Origin of the sequence: Jiangella alba, from assembly GCF_900106035.1 — a bacterium.
Classification (GTDB): domain Bacteria; phylum Actinomycetota; class Actinomycetes; order Jiangellales; family Jiangellaceae; genus Jiangella; species Jiangella alba.
Map to the genome: position 1 here is coordinate 2,159,503 of NZ_FNUC01000004.1, position 16,087 is coordinate 2,175,589.

The 16,087-nt window shown below is 73.5% G+C and carries 17 protein-coding genes; 11 read left to right on the forward strand and 6 right to left on the reverse strand.

Annotated elements, in window-relative coordinates; genetic code table 11:
• Positions 1-35 precede the first annotated feature (35 nt).
• Genes BLV02_RS27995 through BLV02_RS28010 form a run of 4 tightly spaced genes read left to right on the forward strand, consistent with a single transcriptional unit; the run spans position 36 to position 2,177 of the window.
• A complete protein-coding gene (locus BLV02_RS27995; RefSeq protein ID WP_069112524.1) occupies positions 36-320 on the forward strand; it encodes a hypothetical protein in 285 nt (94 codons plus the stop codon).
• 22 nt (positions 321-342) lie between these two features.
• Entirely contained in the window at positions 343-696 is a 354-nt protein-coding gene (locus BLV02_RS28000) for a hypothetical protein (RefSeq protein ID WP_069112525.1), read from the forward strand.
• Between the two features lie 41 nt (positions 697-737).
• The gene (locus BLV02_RS28005) at positions 738-1,256 is read left to right on the forward strand and encodes a DUF2087 domain-containing protein (RefSeq protein WP_069112526.1); all 519 of its coding nucleotides are present in this window, start codon (positions 738-740) and stop codon (positions 1,254-1,256) included.
• 60 nt (positions 1,257-1,316) lie between these two features.
• Complete coding sequence (locus tag BLV02_RS28010) at positions 1,317-2,177, forward strand: SDR family NAD(P)-dependent oxidoreductase (protein WP_069112527.1); 861 nt, start codon at positions 1,317-1,319, stop codon at positions 2,175-2,177.
• Here BLV02_RS28010 and BLV02_RS28015 read toward each other — a convergent pair.
• Both BLV02_RS28015 and BLV02_RS28020 read right to left on the reverse strand, forming a co-directional pair.
• Positions 2,172-3,098: a helix-turn-helix domain-containing protein gene (locus BLV02_RS28015; protein ID WP_069112528.1), complete on the reverse strand. Its 927-nt coding sequence runs from the start codon at positions 3,096-3,098 to the stop codon at positions 2,172-2,174. The genes BLV02_RS28010 and BLV02_RS28015 overlap by 6 nt on opposite strands.
• Positions 3,095-4,276, reverse strand: coding sequence for an MFS transporter (locus BLV02_RS28020; protein ID WP_069112666.1), 1,182 nt, complete (start codon positions 4,274-4,276; stop codon positions 3,095-3,097). The genes BLV02_RS28015 and BLV02_RS28020 overlap by 4 nt, the downstream gene beginning before the upstream one ends.
• 59 nt (positions 4,277-4,335) lie before the next feature.
• Between BLV02_RS28020 and BLV02_RS28025 the strand changes: the two genes are divergently transcribed.
• Complete coding sequence (locus BLV02_RS28025) at positions 4,336-5,283, forward strand: ArsR/SmtB family transcription factor (RefSeq protein ID WP_069112529.1); 948 nt, start codon at positions 4,336-4,338, stop codon at positions 5,281-5,283.
• On the opposite strand, the gene pgm is transcribed toward BLV02_RS28025, so the two are convergent.
• Positions 5,284-6,933 (reverse strand): phosphoglucomutase (alpha-D-glucose-1,6-bisphosphate-dependent), encoded by a 1,650-nt coding sequence (gene pgm / locus BLV02_RS28030; RefSeq protein ID WP_069112530.1) that lies wholly within the window; start codon positions 6,931-6,933, stop codon positions 5,284-5,286.
• Between the two features lie 58 nt (positions 6,934-6,991).
• Between pgm and BLV02_RS28035 the strand changes: the two genes are divergently transcribed.
• Complete coding sequence (locus BLV02_RS28035; RefSeq protein ID WP_216094321.1) at positions 6,992-8,341, forward strand: hemolysin family protein; 1,350 nt, start codon at positions 6,992-6,994, stop codon at positions 8,339-8,341.
• A gap of 33 nt (positions 8,342-8,374) precedes the next feature.
• Here the strand turns inward: BLV02_RS28035 and manD are convergent, their stop codons facing one another.
• A complete protein-coding gene (gene manD / locus BLV02_RS28040; protein ID WP_069112531.1) occupies positions 8,375-9,607 on the reverse strand; it encodes a D-mannonate dehydratase ManD in 1,233 nt (410 codons plus the stop codon).
• A gap of 83 nt (positions 9,608-9,690) precedes the next feature.
• Between manD and trpS the strand changes: the two genes are divergently transcribed.
• The 3 genes from trpS to BLV02_RS28055 are packed head-to-tail and all read left to right on the forward strand — an operon-like array spanning position 9,691 to position 12,276.
• Positions 9,691-10,701: a tryptophan--tRNA ligase gene (gene trpS / locus BLV02_RS28045; RefSeq protein WP_074946741.1), complete on the forward strand. Its 1,011-nt coding sequence runs from the start codon at positions 9,691-9,693 to the stop codon at positions 10,699-10,701.
• Positions 10,702-10,705: 4 nt separating this feature from the next.
• A complete protein-coding gene (locus tag BLV02_RS28050; RefSeq protein ID WP_069112533.1) occupies positions 10,706-11,257 on the forward strand; it encodes a 2'-5' RNA ligase family protein in 552 nt (183 codons plus the stop codon).
• Positions 11,254-12,276 (forward strand): YihY/virulence factor BrkB family protein, encoded by a 1,023-nt coding sequence (locus BLV02_RS28055; RefSeq protein ID WP_069112534.1) that lies wholly within the window; start codon positions 11,254-11,256, stop codon positions 12,274-12,276. The genes BLV02_RS28050 and BLV02_RS28055 overlap by 4 nt, the downstream gene beginning before the upstream one ends.
• On the opposite strand, the gene BLV02_RS28060 is transcribed toward BLV02_RS28055, so the two are convergent.
• Both BLV02_RS28060 and BLV02_RS28065 read right to left on the reverse strand, forming a co-directional pair.
• Complete coding sequence (locus BLV02_RS28060) at positions 12,261-13,508, reverse strand: D-alanyl-D-alanine carboxypeptidase family protein (RefSeq protein ID WP_141711663.1); 1,248 nt, start codon at positions 13,506-13,508, stop codon at positions 12,261-12,263. The two genes, BLV02_RS28055 and BLV02_RS28060, sit on opposite strands and share 16 nt — an antisense overlap.
• 37 nt (positions 13,509-13,545) lie before the next feature.
• Complete coding sequence (locus tag BLV02_RS28065; RefSeq protein ID WP_069112536.1) at positions 13,546-14,046, reverse strand: MarR family winged helix-turn-helix transcriptional regulator; 501 nt, start codon at positions 14,044-14,046, stop codon at positions 13,546-13,548.
• 88 nt (positions 14,047-14,134) lie between these two features.
• Between BLV02_RS28065 and BLV02_RS28070 the strand changes: the two genes are divergently transcribed.
• Together BLV02_RS28070 and BLV02_RS28075 are read left to right on the forward strand one after the other, a co-directional pair.
• Complete coding sequence (locus tag BLV02_RS28070; RefSeq protein ID WP_069112537.1) at positions 14,135-14,893, forward strand: methyltransferase domain-containing protein; 759 nt, start codon at positions 14,135-14,137, stop codon at positions 14,891-14,893.
• A gap of 95 nt (positions 14,894-14,988) precedes the next feature.
• Entirely contained in the window at positions 14,989-16,023 is a 1,035-nt protein-coding gene (locus BLV02_RS28075) for a fatty acid desaturase family protein (protein WP_069112538.1), read from the forward strand.
• Positions 16,024-16,087 lie beyond the last annotated feature (64 nt).

Genomic DNA, 16,087 nt, shown 5'->3' on the forward strand with positions numbered 1-16,087 from the left:
GTGCCAATGCATCGCGGGCGGACGATCCTGGGGCCGTGGTCGGTGGTTCGCTGGCCGTCGCCGCGGCCCTCCAGGTGGCGTCGTGGACGTCCGAACCCACCGGCTGGGACGGCGTCGACGAACCAGCGCCGACCGCGGTTCCCGGCCAGCCGATGCCGCCGGGCTACCAGATGTCGCCGGAGTGTCAGGACGAGTACGAGGCGGCCGTGCGGGAGGCCGAGGAGACCGGCGCGACCCTGACCGCCGTCCTCTGCGAGCTCGGCCCGCCCCGCGACCCGGACGAGCGGCCGACCATCGTCTCGACGCCTCCGAGCGACTAGCCCGACGCGGTAGCCTGTGCCAATGCATCGCGGGCGGGCGATCCTGGGCGCCGTCGTCGGTGGTTCGCTCGCCGTCGCCGCGGCCCTCCAGGTGGCGTCGTGGACGTCCGAGCCCACCGGCTGGAGCGACTACCGGCCCGACCCGCCGCCGCGCACGCCGACCCCGCGGCCGCTGTCCGCCGACGCCACGGCGTCGCCCGAGTGCTTGGAGCGGATCGAGGCGGCCCTGCGCACGACCGACCCGGACGAGCCGGGCGGCGCGACGGCCTACGCCTGCGCCGCCGACGTGACGCCGGCGGAGCCGTGCGTGCCCGAGACCTTCCTGCTGGAGCGGCCCGGCCGGCCGCCGGAGTACGTGCAGTCGCTCTGCGAGTAATCCAGGTGCGGCGGGCAGCGCCGCGCGCCTACGGTGCGCCCATGACCACCGAACTGCTCAGCGCGCTCGGCGACCCGAAACGCGTGGCCGTCCTCGGCGCGCTCTGCGCCGCACCCGGGGCGCACACCGTCGCCGGCATCGGGGCGCGGGCCGGGTTGTCCGAGCGGGACGTGCAGCGGGCGCTGGCGGTGCTCGGCGGCGCCGGGCTGATCCGCCGCGACGACGCGGGGCTGAGCGCCGACCTCGGGCCGATCCGGGCGGCGGCCGCCGACGGTGCGGCGTCCACGCCGGTGGGCCGGGTGGCGGCGGACTTCCCGCGGCTGGACGGGTGTCTGAAGAACGGCCGCATCGCCACCATCCCGGCCGACGGCGGCCTCAAGGCCGAGCTGGGCCGGCTGGTCATGGCCGCGCTGCCGCGCCGCGACGCGTACACCGAACGCGAGCTGACCACGGAGCTGAAGGCTCTCGGCGACGAGCCGGTGGCGCTGCGCCGGCTGCTGGTCGACCTGCGCCTGGTCGAGCGCGCCGCCGACGGGTCGCGGTACTGGCCCGGCCCGTGACCTGACGGGTGGTACTCCCGGTACCTGGGAGCCCGGGCCGGGCCGGCGCAGCCTGGACGCATGACACTCGCGGTGGTCACCGGGGCGAACTCCGGCATCGGGCAGCAGATCGCGACCGGCCTGGCCGGCCGCGGCCTGGACGTGGTCCTCGTCGCGCGCGACCGCGGCCGGCTGGACGCGGCTCGGCGGCACATCGCCGGGCTGGCGCCGGGCATCGACGTGCGCGTGGAGGCGGTCGATCTCGCCGACCTGGACGAGACCCGGGACCTGGCCGGCCGGCTGGCCGCGCTGGACCCGTCGATCGTGGTGAGCAACGCCGCGGTCATCGCGCCGCTCGACGACCGCACGCCGGCCGGTCTGCATCGCTCGCTGGCGACGAACCATCTCGCGCCGTACCTGCTGCTGCGCACCCTCGCGGAGCGGCCGAGCCCGCGGCCGCGCCGGTTCGTCGTCGTCGGCGGTTCTCCGGGCGGGCTGCGCCGGGTCCCCGTCGACCTGGACGACCTCAACGCCGAGACCGGACGGGGCCTGGGCTGGCCGCCGAGCGTGCGCCCGTTCGCCGCCTACGGGCGCACCAAGAACATGAACGCGATGTTCGTGTACGGCCTCGCGCGGCGGCTCGACGGCACCGCCACGACCGTCAACGGTGCGCATCCGGGCATCATCAGCGGGGGCCGGCTGAACCGCCACGACCGCGGAACGCTACGGGTCTTCGGCTCGATGCTGGGCCGATTCGCGCCGGGCACCGAGACCGGCGCGGACACCCCGCTCTGGCTGGCGACCGCCCCCGAGGCCGACGGCGTGTCCGGACGGTTCTACGTCAGGCGCCGGGCCGTGCCCACAGCCGCGCACACCACCGACCCGGACCGCGTCGAGCGGCTCTGGCGCGAGAGCGCCCGGCTCGTCGGGCTGACGTCATGAGCGACCGTCGGCGGCCGGTCGTAGGGTAGGAGGCCCACCCGGCCGGGAGGGGTCCGCCGCGCTCGCGACCGCGGCGTCCGCGCCCGCCGCGCCGCCCGCGCCCGCCGCGCCGCCCGCGCGCAACCGGTCCAGCCTGGCGGCGTCCTCGCCGCCCGGAGCCGCGGAGTACACGACGATGCGCAGGTCGCCCTCCAGCGCGCGGAACACGTCGCAGTCGAGCGTCACCGGCCCGACCACCGGGTGGTCGACGGTCTTGGGCCCGGCCACCCGCCGCGGCAGCGCGAAGTCGTCCCACCAGGCCGCGAAGTCGGGGCTGACCGCGCGCAGCTCGGCCACCAGCGCCGCGAGCCCGGCGTCGTCCGGATAGGTCGCGACCGCACGGCGCAGGTCGGCCGCCAGCTCCCGGCCGAGCCGCTCGTGCTCGTCGGCCGTGTGCCGCACCGGGCTCGGGCTCCCCGCGAAGTGGTGCCGGACGAGGTTGGTCTCGCTGCCCGCGGCGTCGCCGATCAGGGCGATCCACATGGGGTTGGCCTGGACGAGGTCCCAGCTCGCGGTGAAGACGGCGGCCGGCGTGTCGTGCAGGCGGTCCAGGACCCGCGCTGTGCCCGGGCCGATCCGTCGCGGCACCAGTCCGGTGGACGGCGGCGGCCGCACGCCGGCGAGCTGGAAGAGGGTGTCGCGTTCCTCGACGTTCAGCCGGAGCTCGCGGGCCAGCGCGCCCAGCACCTGCGGCGACGGGTTCCGGGCGCGGCCCTGCTCGAGTTGGACCACGTAGTCGACGGAGATGCCGGCCAGCACGGCCAGCTCCTCGCGCCGCAGTCCGGGCAGCCGCCGCGGGCCGGCGTCGGGCAGTCCGGCCGCGGCCGGCGTGACCCGCTGCCGCCAGGACCGCAGCGCCTGGGCGAGCTGCGCATCGGTCACGTCATCAGGCTAGCGGGGGCCATCACGCGGGCCAGCGGACGGGACAGCAGCACCGACACCAGCAGCGACGCGGCCGCGCACGCCGTCATCGCCGGGCCGGCCGCGGTGAGGTCGGCGAGCGCGCCGGCCGCGATCGCCACCACGCCGAACGTCGTCATGCGCAGCGCGGACTCCAGCCCGAGCACCTGGCCGCGCAGCTCCTCCGGCGTCAGGCTCACCAGCACCTCCTGCTGCGCCAGCGACGCCGCGTAGCCGCTGCTGCCGACCGCGACCAGCACGCAGAGCACCACGATCGGCAGGTCGAACGCGAAGCCCAGGAACGGCACGGCGAGGACGAACCGCAGCAGCCGGCCCGCGACCCGGCGCCCGCCGGGGGTGAGCAGCCGGCCGACGACCAGATCGCCGGTCATCATGCCGGCCGCGCCCGCCGCCAGCAGCCAGCCGCCCTGGGCCCCGGCGTAGGGGACGAACAGCGCCTCGCAGCCGACGATCAGGCCGTTCGGGACCGTCAGCGCCAGCAGCAGCGGCCGGGTCCGGGCCTGCGCGAGCAGCCGCCGGTTGCCGCGCCAGGTCTCGGCGAGTCCGGTGCGGGCCAGCCGCCGAGGGGCGCGATCGCTCAGGCCGAACCGGACGACCGGGACGGCGACGGCGGCGCAGGCGGTCGCGATCCACAGCACGGCCGACGGGCTGACGGCCTGCAGCAGGACGCCCGCGATGCCGAAGCCGGCGATCTGCATCGCACCGACCGACAGGTTCATCGCGGACCGGCCGAGGACGAACTGATCGGCGCGCACCACCTCGCCGAGCAGCCCCCACCGGACGCCGGACCCGATCGAGAGGCCGTACGCCACCGCGAAGGCGAGCACCAGGCGCTGACCGGCGGAGAGGTCGAGCCCGGCCTGCAGCCCGGCGGCGACCGCCGTGAGGACGGCGAGCAGAGTCAGCAGCCGTCGCGGCCGGGCGGTGTCGGCCGCGGACATCAGCGTCGACACCCCGAGCACCTGGGCGAGCGACGGCCCGAACATGATCATGGCCGTGAGCAGCGCCGACCCGGTCGCCTCGTCGACCAGGATCGCCAGCGTCAGGCTGGTCATCGTCGACGACGCGTTGCCCAGCGCGCTGCCGAACCACAGGTGGCGGAACTCGCGGTTGGCGAAGATCGCCCCGTAGGTGGCCATGCCGAGCAGCATCGACGCCCGTCCGCGCGCCGCCTACAGTTTCGGGTGGAGGCGAAACGTTGTCCGAGTTCCTGGTCGATGCCGACACCCTCGCGAACGCCCGGTTCGGCACGTCGCAGTTCGCCGAGACCGTTTCGGCACTGCGGCTGCTGCGCGCGCCGGTCGAGCCGTGGTTCCGGCCGTGGAAGGACACGCACGGTCCGGCCTACCAGGCCGCATTGGCGGCGCACCCGGTGTGGGCGGCGCTGGTCGACAGCGCGTTCGGGCGCAGCTGGCTGGCCGACTTCCTCACCGTCCCGCCGTCAGCGCCCGACCTGGAGCTGCGCCACGAGCTGGAGCCGCTGCTCGCGCTCTCCGACGAGCGCATCCGCGCCGACCTCGGCTTCGTACGGACGCCGCTGCCGCCGGTGCTGGTCGAGACGCGGGGCCTGGCGGCCGCGGCGGCGGACCTGTTGCGCTGGCTCTGGACCACGACGGTCGAGCCCGACTGGCCGCGGCGGGCCCGGTTGCTGCGCGCCGACATCGTGTCGCGGACGTCGCGGCTCAGCGAGCAGGGCTGGTCCGGCGTGCTCCGCGGGCTCGGGCCGGACGTGCGGTGGCTCGGCGACGGGCGCATCCAGGTCAACCGCTGGGACTACCCGACGACCGACGTCCGCGGCGGCGACCTGCTGTTCATCGCCACGCACAGCCAGCGGGTGCACGTCAGCTGGCTGCCACCGAGCCGCTACGCCATCGTGTACCCCGTCACCGGCATCTTCGCGGCGACGGCGCCTGCGGACGAGCCGCTGGTGCGCCTGCTCGGCCGCAACCGCGCCCGCGTCCTGGCCGCGGCCGCCGAACCCGTCAGCACCACGTCGCTGGTCGCGGCGACCGGGCTGTCGCTGGCCACGGTCTCCGGCCACCTGCGGGTGCTCAGCGACGCCGGGCTGCTGGAGCGCCGCCGGTCCGGCCGGTCGGTGCTGTACTGGCAGTCCGGCACCGGCCGCCGTGTCGCGGGCGCACGCTGATCACCCGAGCACGCTGTCGACGACGGCGCGCGCCTCGGCCTGGATGCGGGCCAGGTGCTCCGGGCCCTGGAAGCTCTCGGCGTAGATCTTGTAGACGTCCTCGGTGCCCGACGGGCGCGCGGCGAACCAGCCGGACGCCGTCGTGACCTTGAGTCCGCCGATGGGGGCGTCGTTGCCGGGCACCCGGGTGAGCTTCGCGGTGATCGGCTCGCCGGCCAGTTCGGTCGCCGTCACCTGGTCCGGCGACAGCGCGCCGAGCGCCTTCTTCTGCTCCCGGGTGGCGGGCGCGTCGACCCGCGCGTAGACGGGGTCGCCGAACTCCGACGTCAGCCGGCGGTAGTGCTCGCTCGGCGACGAGCCCGTGACCGCGATGATCTCCGCGGCCAGCAGGCAGGCGATGATGCCGTCCTTGTCGGTGGTCCAGACCCGGCCGTCGCGGCGCAGGAACGACGCGCCCGCGGACTCTTCGCCGCCGAAGCCGACGGAGGAGTCGACCAGCCCTGGCACGAACCACTTGAACCCGACCGGCACCTCCAGCAGCGGACGTCCCAGCGACGCCGCGACGCGGTCGATCATCGACGAGCTGACCAGTGTCTTCCCGACGGCGGCGGCCGACGGCCAGTCGGCGCGGTGGCGGTAGAGGTAGTCGATGGCGACGGCGAGGTAGTGGTTGGGATTCATCAGCCCGCCGTCGGGCGTGACGATGCCGTGGCGGTCGGCGTCGGCGTCGTTTCCGGTGGCGACGGCGAACTCGGCGCCCTCGGACAGCCGCGTGATCAGCGACGCCATGGCGTACGGCGACGAGCAGTCCATGCGGATCTTGCCGTCCCAGTCCAGCGTCATGAACCGCCACGTCGGGTCGACCAGCGGGTTGACGACGGTGAGGTCGAGGCCGTGCCGCTCGGCGATGGCGGCCCAGTAGTCGACCGCCGCGCCGCCCAGCGGGTCGGCGCCGATGCGCACCCCCGCATCGCGGATGGCCTCGACGTCCACCACCGACGGCAGGTCGTCGACGTAGGCGCCGAGGAAGTCGTACGTCGACGTCGTGTCGGCCGCCCGCGCCGACGCGAGGTGCATGCGCCGCACGCCGTGCAGCCCGTGCTCGAGGTACCGGTTGGCGGCGTCCTGGACGGCGCCGGTGATCTCAGACCCGGCCGGGCCGCCGTCCGGCGGGTTGTACTTGAAGCCGCCGTCCCAGGGCGGGTTGTGCGACGGGGTGACGACGACGCCGTCGGCGCGGCGCCGCCCCGGCACGGAGTTGTACGTCAGGATCGCGTGCGACACCGCGGGCGTCGGCGTGTACCGCTCGTCGCCGTCGACCAGCAGCGTCACCTCGTTGGCGGCGAACACCTCGACCGCCGTGGCCCACGCCGGCTCGGACAGCGCATGGGTGTCCTTGCCGAGGAACAGCGGGCCGTCGATGCCGTTCGCGGCCCGGTAGTCGCAGATCGCCTGCGCCGTGGCGGCGATGTGGTCGTCGTTGAACGCCGCCGCCAGCGACGAGCCGCGGTGCCCGGACGTGCCGAACGCGACCCGCTGCCCGGCGTCGGCGGGGTCGGGATGCGTGGAGTAGTACGCCCTGACCAACTGGGGTACGTCGACGAGGTCCTCGGGGGCGGCGGGCTGTCCTGCTCGCGGGTGGTTCCTCACCGTGCCATCCTCTCGCGCGTTCGATGCGGTCTCCAGACCTGTACCCGCTTTAGGATTCATGGGTGAGCGATCGACATACCTCGGCGAGGCCGGCCTCGTGAACCAGGGCACGCTGCTCAACCTCGGCCTCGTCCTCGTCTTCATCCTCATCGGCGGGGTCTTCGCGGCGACGGAGCTCGCGCTGGTGTCGCTGCGGGAGAGCCAGCTCGCGCAGCTGGCCCAGCAGGGCCGTCGCGGCGAGAAGGTCGCGACGCTGGCCCGCAACCCCAACCGGTTCCTGTCCGCCGTGCAGATCGGCGTCACCCTCGCGGGCTTCTTCTCCGCGGCGTACGGCGCGTCGACGCTCGCGCCCGACCTCGCCCCGGTCCTGACGGACTGGGGGCTGCCCAGCGGCGCGGCCGACACCGTCGCGTTCATCATCCTGACGCTGTTCATCGCCTACCTGTCGCTGGTGCTCGGTGAGCTGGTGCCCAAGCGCATCGCGCTGCAGCGATCGGCCGGCGTCGCGCTCGCCGTCGCGCCGCCGCTGGACCGGTTCGCGACGCTGATGCGCCCGGTCATCTGGTTCCTGTCCAAGTCGACCGACCTCGTCGTGCGGGTGCTGGGCGGCGACCCCGCGGCGCGGCGCGAGGAGATCAGCGACGAGGAGCTGCGCGACCTCGTCTCCGGCCACGAGGGCCTCAGCGAGGAGGAGCGGCGCATCGTCGGCGACGTCCTCGACGTCGGTGACCGCCAGGTCCGCGAGGTCATGCGCCCGCGCACCGAGGTCGACTTCCTCGACGCCGACATGCCGGTGTTCAAGGCGGTGAACCTGGCCTCGACGATGCCGCACTCGCGCTACCCGGTGGTCGGCGCGTCCACCGACGACGTCGTCGGGTTCGTGCACGTGCGCGACCTGTTCGACCCGCAGATGTCCGGGCGCAGCATCCGGGTCGGCGAGCTGGTCCGCGACGTGCTCGTGCTGCCCGGCACCAAGCGGGTGCTGCCGGCCATGACGGAGATGCGCCGCGACGGCTCGCACCTCGCCGTCGTCGTCGACGAGTACGGCGGCACCGCCGGCATCGTCACGCTGGAGGACCTCGTCGAAGAGCTGGTCGGCGAGATCCGCGACGAGTACGACACCGACGAGTTGCCGATCGCGGCAGCGGCCGGCGGCGTCGTCGACGTCGACGGCATGCTGAACGTCGGCGACTTCGCCGAGCGCACCGGCGTCGAACTGCCCGACGGGCCGTACGAGACCGTGGCCGGTTTCGTGGTCGCCCGCCTCGGCCGGCTGCCCGCGCCCGGCGACGTCGTCGAGTACGACGGCGTGCGCATCGAGGTGCTCTCGCTGGACGGACGGCGCGCCTCGCGACTGCGCGTCCACCCGCGGCCCGAGCCCGAGCCGATCCCGCCGGTCGCGGGGTAGTGGGTCGCCGGCGTCTCTCCCGCCGGCTTGTGCTCACCAGTCGTGGATGGTGCCGTCGGTGAGGCGGTTGTAGGGCAGGTAGGCCTGTTCGTAGGGGTACTGCCCGGCCTGGTCGGTGTCGAGGGTGACGCCGAGGCCGGGTTGGTCGCCGGGGTGCAGGTAGCCGTCGGTGAAGGTGAAGGTCTGGTGGAAGACCTGGTCGGTGCGGGTGCCGTGTTTCATGTATTCCTGGATGCCGAAGTTGTGGATGGCCAGGCCGAGGTGCAGGGCGGCGGCCATGCCGACGGGGGAGATGTCGGTGGGTCCGTGGATGCCGGACTTGATCTGGTACTGGGCGGCGAAGTCGAGGATGCGGCGTAGGTGGGTGATGCCGCCGGTGTGGGTGACGGCGGAGCGGACGTAGTCGATGAGCTGTTCGCGGATGAGTTCCTGGTAGTCCCAGATGGTGTTGAAGACCTCCCCGATGGCCAGTGGTGTGGTGGTGTGCTGACGCACCAGGCGCAGCGCCTGCTGGTTCTCCGCCGGGGTGGCGTCCTCGAGCCAGAACAGGTCGTACGGCTCCAGCGCCTTCCCCAGCCGAGCGGCCTGGATGGGGGTGAGGCGGTGGTGCGCGTCGTGCAGCAGCGGCAGCTCCGGCCCGAACTCGTTCCGCACCGCGTCGAACACGGCGGGGAGGTGGCGCAGGTAGGCGCGGGTGTCCCAGTCCTCCTCGGCCGGGTAGGCGCCGCGGCCGGCCGGCTCGTAGTCGTAGCGGCCGCCACCGGCGCGAGGGCTGGCGGCCACGCCGTAGACGGCCGTCAACCCGGGGACGCCGATCTGGACGCGGATGGCCTGGTAGCCCTGGTCGAGGTGGTCGCGGATGCTGTCGAACAGTTCGGGCAGGTCGCGGCCCGACGCGTGGCCGTAGGCGAGCAGCCCGGTGCGCGACGCGCCGCCGAGGAGTTGGTAGAGCGGCATGCCGGCGGCCTGGGCCTTGAGGTCCCAGAGGGCGACGTCGACGGCGGCGATGGCGGCCATGGTGACGGGGCCGCGGCGCCAGTAGGCGCTGCGGTAGAGGAACTGCCAGGTGTCCTCGATGCGGTGCGCGTCGCGGCCGATCAGCAGCGGCAGCACGTGCTCGCGCAGGTACGCGACGACGGCGAGTTCGCGCCCGTTCAGCGTCGCGTCGCCCAGCCCGACCAACCCGTCCTCGGTCGTCAGCCGCAACGTCACGAAGTTCCGGTCCGGGCTGGTCACCACGACCTCGGCGGTCTGGATGCTCGTCATGCGATGCATGCTAGGGACCGCGCCCGGCGGGCCGAACGGCGCACCGGCGTGTCCCACGGCGCGGTGACTGACAGAATGACGTCATGACCAACAGTCGCCGCCCGCGTGTGCTCTCCGGCATGCAGCCGACCAACGCGTCGCTGCACCTGGGCAACTATCTCGGGGCGCTGCGGCAGTGGGTGGCACTGCAGGACGACCACGACGCCTTCTACTGCGTCGTCGACCTGCACGCCATCACGGCCGGGCACGACCCCGCCCAGCTGCGCGAGCGCACCCGCGTCACCGCGGCCCAGTACCTCGCCGGCGGCGTCGACCCGGACCGCAGCACCCTGTTCGTGCAGAGCCACGTGCCCGAGCACGCCCAGCTCGCCTGGGTGCTCAGCTGCATCACCGGCTTCGGCGAGGCCAGCCGGATGACCCAGTTCAAGGACAAGTCCGCCCGTGCCGGCGCCGAGAGCACCACCGTCGGCCTGTTCACCTACCCGATCCTGCAGGCCGCCGACATCCTGCTCTACAGCGCCGACCAGGTCCCGGTCGGCGAGGACCAGCGCCAGCACATCGAGCTGACCCGGGACCTCGGCGGCCGCTTCAACACCCGGTTCGGCGACACGTTCGTGCTGCCCAAGGCGTACATCCCCGAGGCGACGGCGAAGATCTACGACCTGCAGGAACCCACGGCGAAGATGAGCAAGAGCATCGCCGGGTCCGGGCTGATCGAGCTGCTCGACGCGCCCAAGACCATCGAGAAGCGCATCAAGAGCGCCGTCACCGACACCGGACGCGAGATCGTGGCCGATGCGCAGAACAAGCCCGGCGTCACCAATCTCATCACTATCCTGTCTGCGTTCAGCGCTCGCTCGGTCGCCCAGATCGAGCAGGACTTCGCCGGGCGGGGGTACGGCGACCTGAAGAAGGAGGTGGCGGCGGCGGTGCTCGACGTCGTCGTTCCGTTCCAGCAGCGGGTCCAAGAGCTCCTCGACGACCCCGCCGAGCTGGACGCCGTCCTCGCCCGAGGTGCGCAGAAGGCCCACGAGGTGGCCGCGCCGATGCTCGCCACGGTGTACGAGCGCGTCGGGTTCCTCGCCGCGCGGTGACCTGGTGACAGACGCACCCCGGCCCGCCGGGCAGACGATCGGCCTGGCCGTCCCGATCCCTGAGCCCTACGGCCGCGAGCTGCAGGACTGGCGCCGCTCGTTCGGCGACCCGCTGGCCGACGCCATCCCGGCGCACATCACGTTGCTGCCGCCGACGGCCATCGCCGACGCCGACCGCGCCGGCGTGTACGAGCACCTCGACAAGGTGGCCGCGCGGTTCGCGCCGTTCCGCGTCCACCTGCGCGGCACGGCGACGTTCCTGCCGGTGTCGCCGGTGGTGTTCGTGGCGCTCGCGCAGGGCATCTCGGCCTGCGAGCGGCTGTCCGGGGCCATCCGCACGGGACCGCTCGACATCGAGCTGTCGTTCCCGTACCACCCGCACGTCACCGTCGCCCACCACGTGTCCGAGGAGGCGATGGACAACGCCTTCGACACCCTCGCCGGCTACGACGCCGGCTTCGACGTCGCGGCGTTCAGCCTCTACGAGCACGGCGACGACGGCTACTGGCGGCGCGAACGGGACTTCGTCCTGACGGGAGAGGCAGCGCGCGTGTGATCCCCCGGCTCCGCGCCATCTGGGAACGGCTGCAGCGGACGCTGCCGCTTCGCGCCTGGAAGCGCTACGGCGACCTGCGCGGGAACCGGCTGGCCGGAGCGTCCAGTTTCTACGGGTTCGTCTCGCTGTTCCCGCTGCTGGTGCTGGCCGCCGCGATCGTCAGCGCCATCGCCGGGCCGTCCGGCGTCGAGACGGTGCAGGAGATCGTCGACGACAACCTCCCAGGCCTGAAGATCGACGTCGCGACGTTCCACCGCAACGCCGGGACGGTCGGGGTGATCGGCGCCGCGGTGCTGCTGTTCACCGGACTCGGCTGGGTCGACTCGGTCCGGGCGGCGGTCCGCTCCATGTGGGGGCTGGACGACCAGCCCGGCAACATCGTCGTGCGCAAGGGCCTCGACATCGTGTCGCTGGCCGGGCTCGGCGTGCTGATCCTGGTGTCGTCCGGCGCCAGCGTCGTCCTCGTCTCCTACGCCGGCGAGGTGCTCGACTGGCTCGGGTTCGGCAGCGGCTGGATGCTCCGGCTGGTCACCGGCCTGGTCTCGGTGGGCGGCAGCATGGCGCTGTTCGCCTACATGCTGTCCGGCCTGCCGCGCATCGTGGTCCCGGTGCGCAACCTCGCGGTCGTGTCGCTGCTCAGCGCCGTCGTCTTCGAGATCCTCAAGCAGTTCCTCGTCCAGTACGTCGTCGGAACGGCGACGCAGAGCTCGTACGCGGCGTTCGCCGCGCCGCTGGCCCTGCTGGCCTGGATCTACCTGGTGACCCGCCTGCTCATGGTCGCGGCGGCGCTGACGGCCGAGAGCGCCATCGACGAGCTCGAGGAGGACGAGCGCGCGCAGGCGGCGCCGGCTCAGCAGGTGGCCGCCGCTCCGGTCGACGTGCTGTCGCCGGGCCAGGTCCGGGCGACGGAGGTCGCCGCGGGCGCCGTGCTCGGTGCGGTGGGCGTGGCGCTCGTGCTGACGGCGGCCCGCGCCGCCCGCACGGTGCGCTCCGCGTTGCGCCGTCAGCGCGACGAGTAGCGGCCGGACGACTTCGGGCGGCGGCGCCGCAGCGCGAAGCCGAGGCCACCGGCGAGCGCCGCGGCGGCGAGGCTGAGCCAGACCACCGGAGGCACGTCGTCGGAGCTGCCGCCGGGGCTGCTCAGGGCGTCGCCGTAGTCCTGGAGCGGGTTGCGGCCGAGGATGTCGCCGTCGTCGGCCGCCTCGGTGACCATGGCCTCGACCTCGTCGGGCGCGACGAGGTGGCCGACGGCCGGGGTGTCGGGCGTGGCGTAGGCCCAGTCGAACAGCGCGGCGGCGGCGTCCTCGGCCCGGCCCTCGGCGCCGAGGACCGTGACGATGAGCGTGCGGCCGTCGCGCTCGACCGCGCCGACGAAGGTGTGGCCGGCGAGCGTGGTGTAGCCGGTCTTCAGTCCGATGGCGCCCTCGTAGGAGCCGAGCAGGCGGTTCTGGTTCTGGATCTGGAACGTCGCGCCGCCGGCGTCGGGGAAGTCGTAGACGGGTGTGGCGGCCAGCTCGGCGATGGTGGCGTCGCCGAGGGCCTCGCGGCCGATCAGCGCGAGGTCGTACGCCGACGACAACTGGCCGGGGGAGTCGAGACCGTGCGGCGTGATGGCCTTGGTGTCGAACGCGCCGAGCCGGCGAGCCTCGTTGTTCATCTTGTCGACGGTGACGTCCTGGCCGCCGGCCGCCTCGGCGATGGCGTGCGCGGCGTCGTTGCCGGACGCGAGGATCAGGCCGTGCAGCAGCTGGTCGACGGTGTAGGTCTGGGCGGCGACGATGCCGACGCGGCTGCCCTCGACCGACGCGTCGGCCTCGGTGGCGACGTAGGTCTCGTCGGGCTCCAGCGCGGCGTCGGTGGCCAGCGCCGTCAGCAGCTTGATGGTGCTGGCCGGCGGACGGCGCTCGTGCGGGCTGTACGCGGCCAGCACGTCGCCGGTCTCGGTGTCGGCGACCAGCCACGCCTGGGCGTCGAGGACGGGCAGCGGCGGCGCCGTGGGCGACACCAGCGCGACGCCGGTGGCGGCCAGCTCCTCGCCGCCGACGACCTCGTCGACGGGAGAGTCGGCCGGCGGCTCCAGGACGGTGGGCGAGGGCGTGACGGGCAGCGCGGGCGTCTCGCTGCCCGCGGGCGTCTCGACCGGCGCCTCGGCGTGGGCCGGCAGCAGGGCGCCGGTGCCGAGCACGACGAGCGCCGCCACCGGCACGATCCAGACGCGGCGGCTGCGGGAGGAGCGCAGTACAGGGCCCATGGTCGAGGTCAGACTAACCATTGCGCGGCGCGATCGGTCAGCTCGGTGCGTCGTCGAACGGCAGGACGAGGGTCCGCAGCAGGCCGGAGAGCTGGTCGCGTTCGTCGGCGCCGAGCCCGGCCAGCAGCCGCCGCTCGTTCGCCAGCAGCCCCTCCAGCGCGGCGTCGACGGACGTCTTGCCGAACTCGGTGAGCCGGACCCGGACGGCCCGGCGGTCGTACTCGTCGCGGCGCCTACTGACCAGTCCGCGGGCGGTCAGCTTGTCGACGCGTGCCGTCATGGTGCCGCTGGTGACCAGCGTCTGGCCGAGCAGCACGCCCGGCGACAGCTCGTACGGCTCGCCGGTCTTGCGCAGCGCGGCGAGCACGTCGAACTCCCACGGTTCCAGCCCGTGCTCGGCGAACGCGGCCCGCCGCTCGCGGTCGAGATGCCGGGCCAGCCGGCTGACGCGGGACAGCACCTCCATGGGGCTGACGTCGAGGTCGGGCCGCTCGTGCCGCCACGCCTCGGTCAGCCGGTCGACCTCGTCCTGCGCCATGGTCCGACTCTACGGCCTCCGCCAAGTTTCTTGACGTCGAGAGAGTGGTCTGATTTATCTTGGTCTCAAGATGATGAGAGGTGGAGCGATGTGGGATCCGGACCGCTACCTGACCTTCGCCGCGCAGCGGGCGCGGCCGTTCGCCGACCTGCTGGCGCAGGTGCGGGCCACGGACGTGACGGAGGTCGCGGACCTCGGCTGCGGGCCGGGCACGCTCACCGCCGACCTCGCTCGGCACTGGCCGGGGGCGCACGTCGTCGGCGTCGACTCGTCCGCGGAGATGATCGCCGCGACCCCCGCCGACCCGCCCGCCGGGGTCGAGTTCCTCCACGCCGACCTGCGCGACTGGGCGCCGGAACGCCCCGTCGACGTGCTGATCAGCAACGCGACGCTGCAGTGGGTGCCCGGGCACCTCGACCTGCTGCCCCGGCTGGCCGGGCACGTCGCCGACGGCGGCTGGCTCGCCTTCCAGATCCCCGGCAACTTCGCCGAGCCCGCGCACGTTCTGCTGCGCGAACTGGCCGCCGGAGACCGGTGGCCGATGCTGCACGACCTCGAGCGGCCGTCCGCGCACGAGCCCGCGACATACCTCGACGCGCTGCTCGACCTCGGGTTCGCCGCCGACGTCTGGGAGACCACGTACGTCCAGCTGCTGCCGGGCGACGACGCCGTGCTGGAGTGGATGAGCGGGACGGGGCTGCGTCCGTACCTCACCGCGCTGTCCGGCGCCGAGCGGGACGTGTTCGTCGCCGAGTACCGCGACCTGCTGCGCGCCGCCTACCCGCCCGGCCGGCACGGGACCGTGCTGCCCTACCGGCGCATCTTCGCCGTCGGCCACCGAGGGTAGGGCTGTCCCCAGGGCCGGACGGGTGGTGGCGGGATGTCACCGGACGGGTGGTGGCGGGATGTCACCGGACGGGTGGCAGCTCCGAGGATCGGAGCATGACCTCTCAGACCGACGTCCCCGCTGCTCCGCGGCCCGGCAGCGACTACGCGCGGCTCGCCCGGAAGATCAACGAGGCGGGGCTGCTGGACCGCCGGCCCGGCTACTACGCGGTCCGCATCGGGCTCGTCGTCGTGGGCTACGCGGCGGCGTGGAGCGTCTTCGCCGCCGTCGGCGACTCGTGGTGGACGCTGGCGCTGGCCGCCGTGCTGGCCGTCGTGTTCGCGCAGGTCGCGCTCGTCGCCCACGACCTCGCGCACCGGCAGGTGTTTCGCCGCCGCAAGCCCAGCGAGATCGCCGGCCGCATCGCCGGCAACCTCGGCATCGGCATGAGCTACGGCTGGTGGCAGGACAAGCACACCCGGCACCACGCCAACCCGAACCACGAAGAGCTCGACCCCGACGTGTCGCCGGAGCTCCTGGTCTGGTCCGAGCGGCAGGCGAGCAAGGCCGGCGGGCTGACCCGCGTCATCGCCGCGCGCCAGGCGTTCCTGTTCTTCCCGCTGCTCACGCTGGAGGGCTTCAACCTGCACGTCGCCAGTGTCAGGGCCACCCTCGACCCGCGGCTGAAGCGGCGACGCCTGGAACTGGGCCTGCTGCTCGCCCACTTCGCCGGCTACCTCGCGCTGGTCCTCGCCGTGCTGCCGCCCGGCAAGGCCGTCGCGTTCATCGTCCTGCACCAGGCGCTGTTCGGCATCTACCTCGGCTGCACGTTCGCGCCGAACCACAAGGGCATGCCGACGCTCACCGCCGAGGACGAGCTCGACTACCTGCGCAAGCAGGTGCTCACCTCGCGCAATGTCAGCGGCGGACCGCTCATGGACGTCGCGCTGGGCGGCCTCAACCACCAGATCGAGCACCACCTGTTCCCGAACATGCCGACACCGAACCTGCGCAAGGCCAAGCCGATCGTCCGGCAGCACTGCGCGGCGCTGGGCGTGCCGTACGCCGAGACCACGCTGATCGAGTCGTACCGCATCGCGCTGCGGCACATGCACGACGTCGGTGAGCCGCTGCGAAGCCACGCACAGTGATGCCGACCACCCCAAACGGCGCCGCATCGGCACGAGTTCCGGCAAATCGCCACGCAGAGTGATC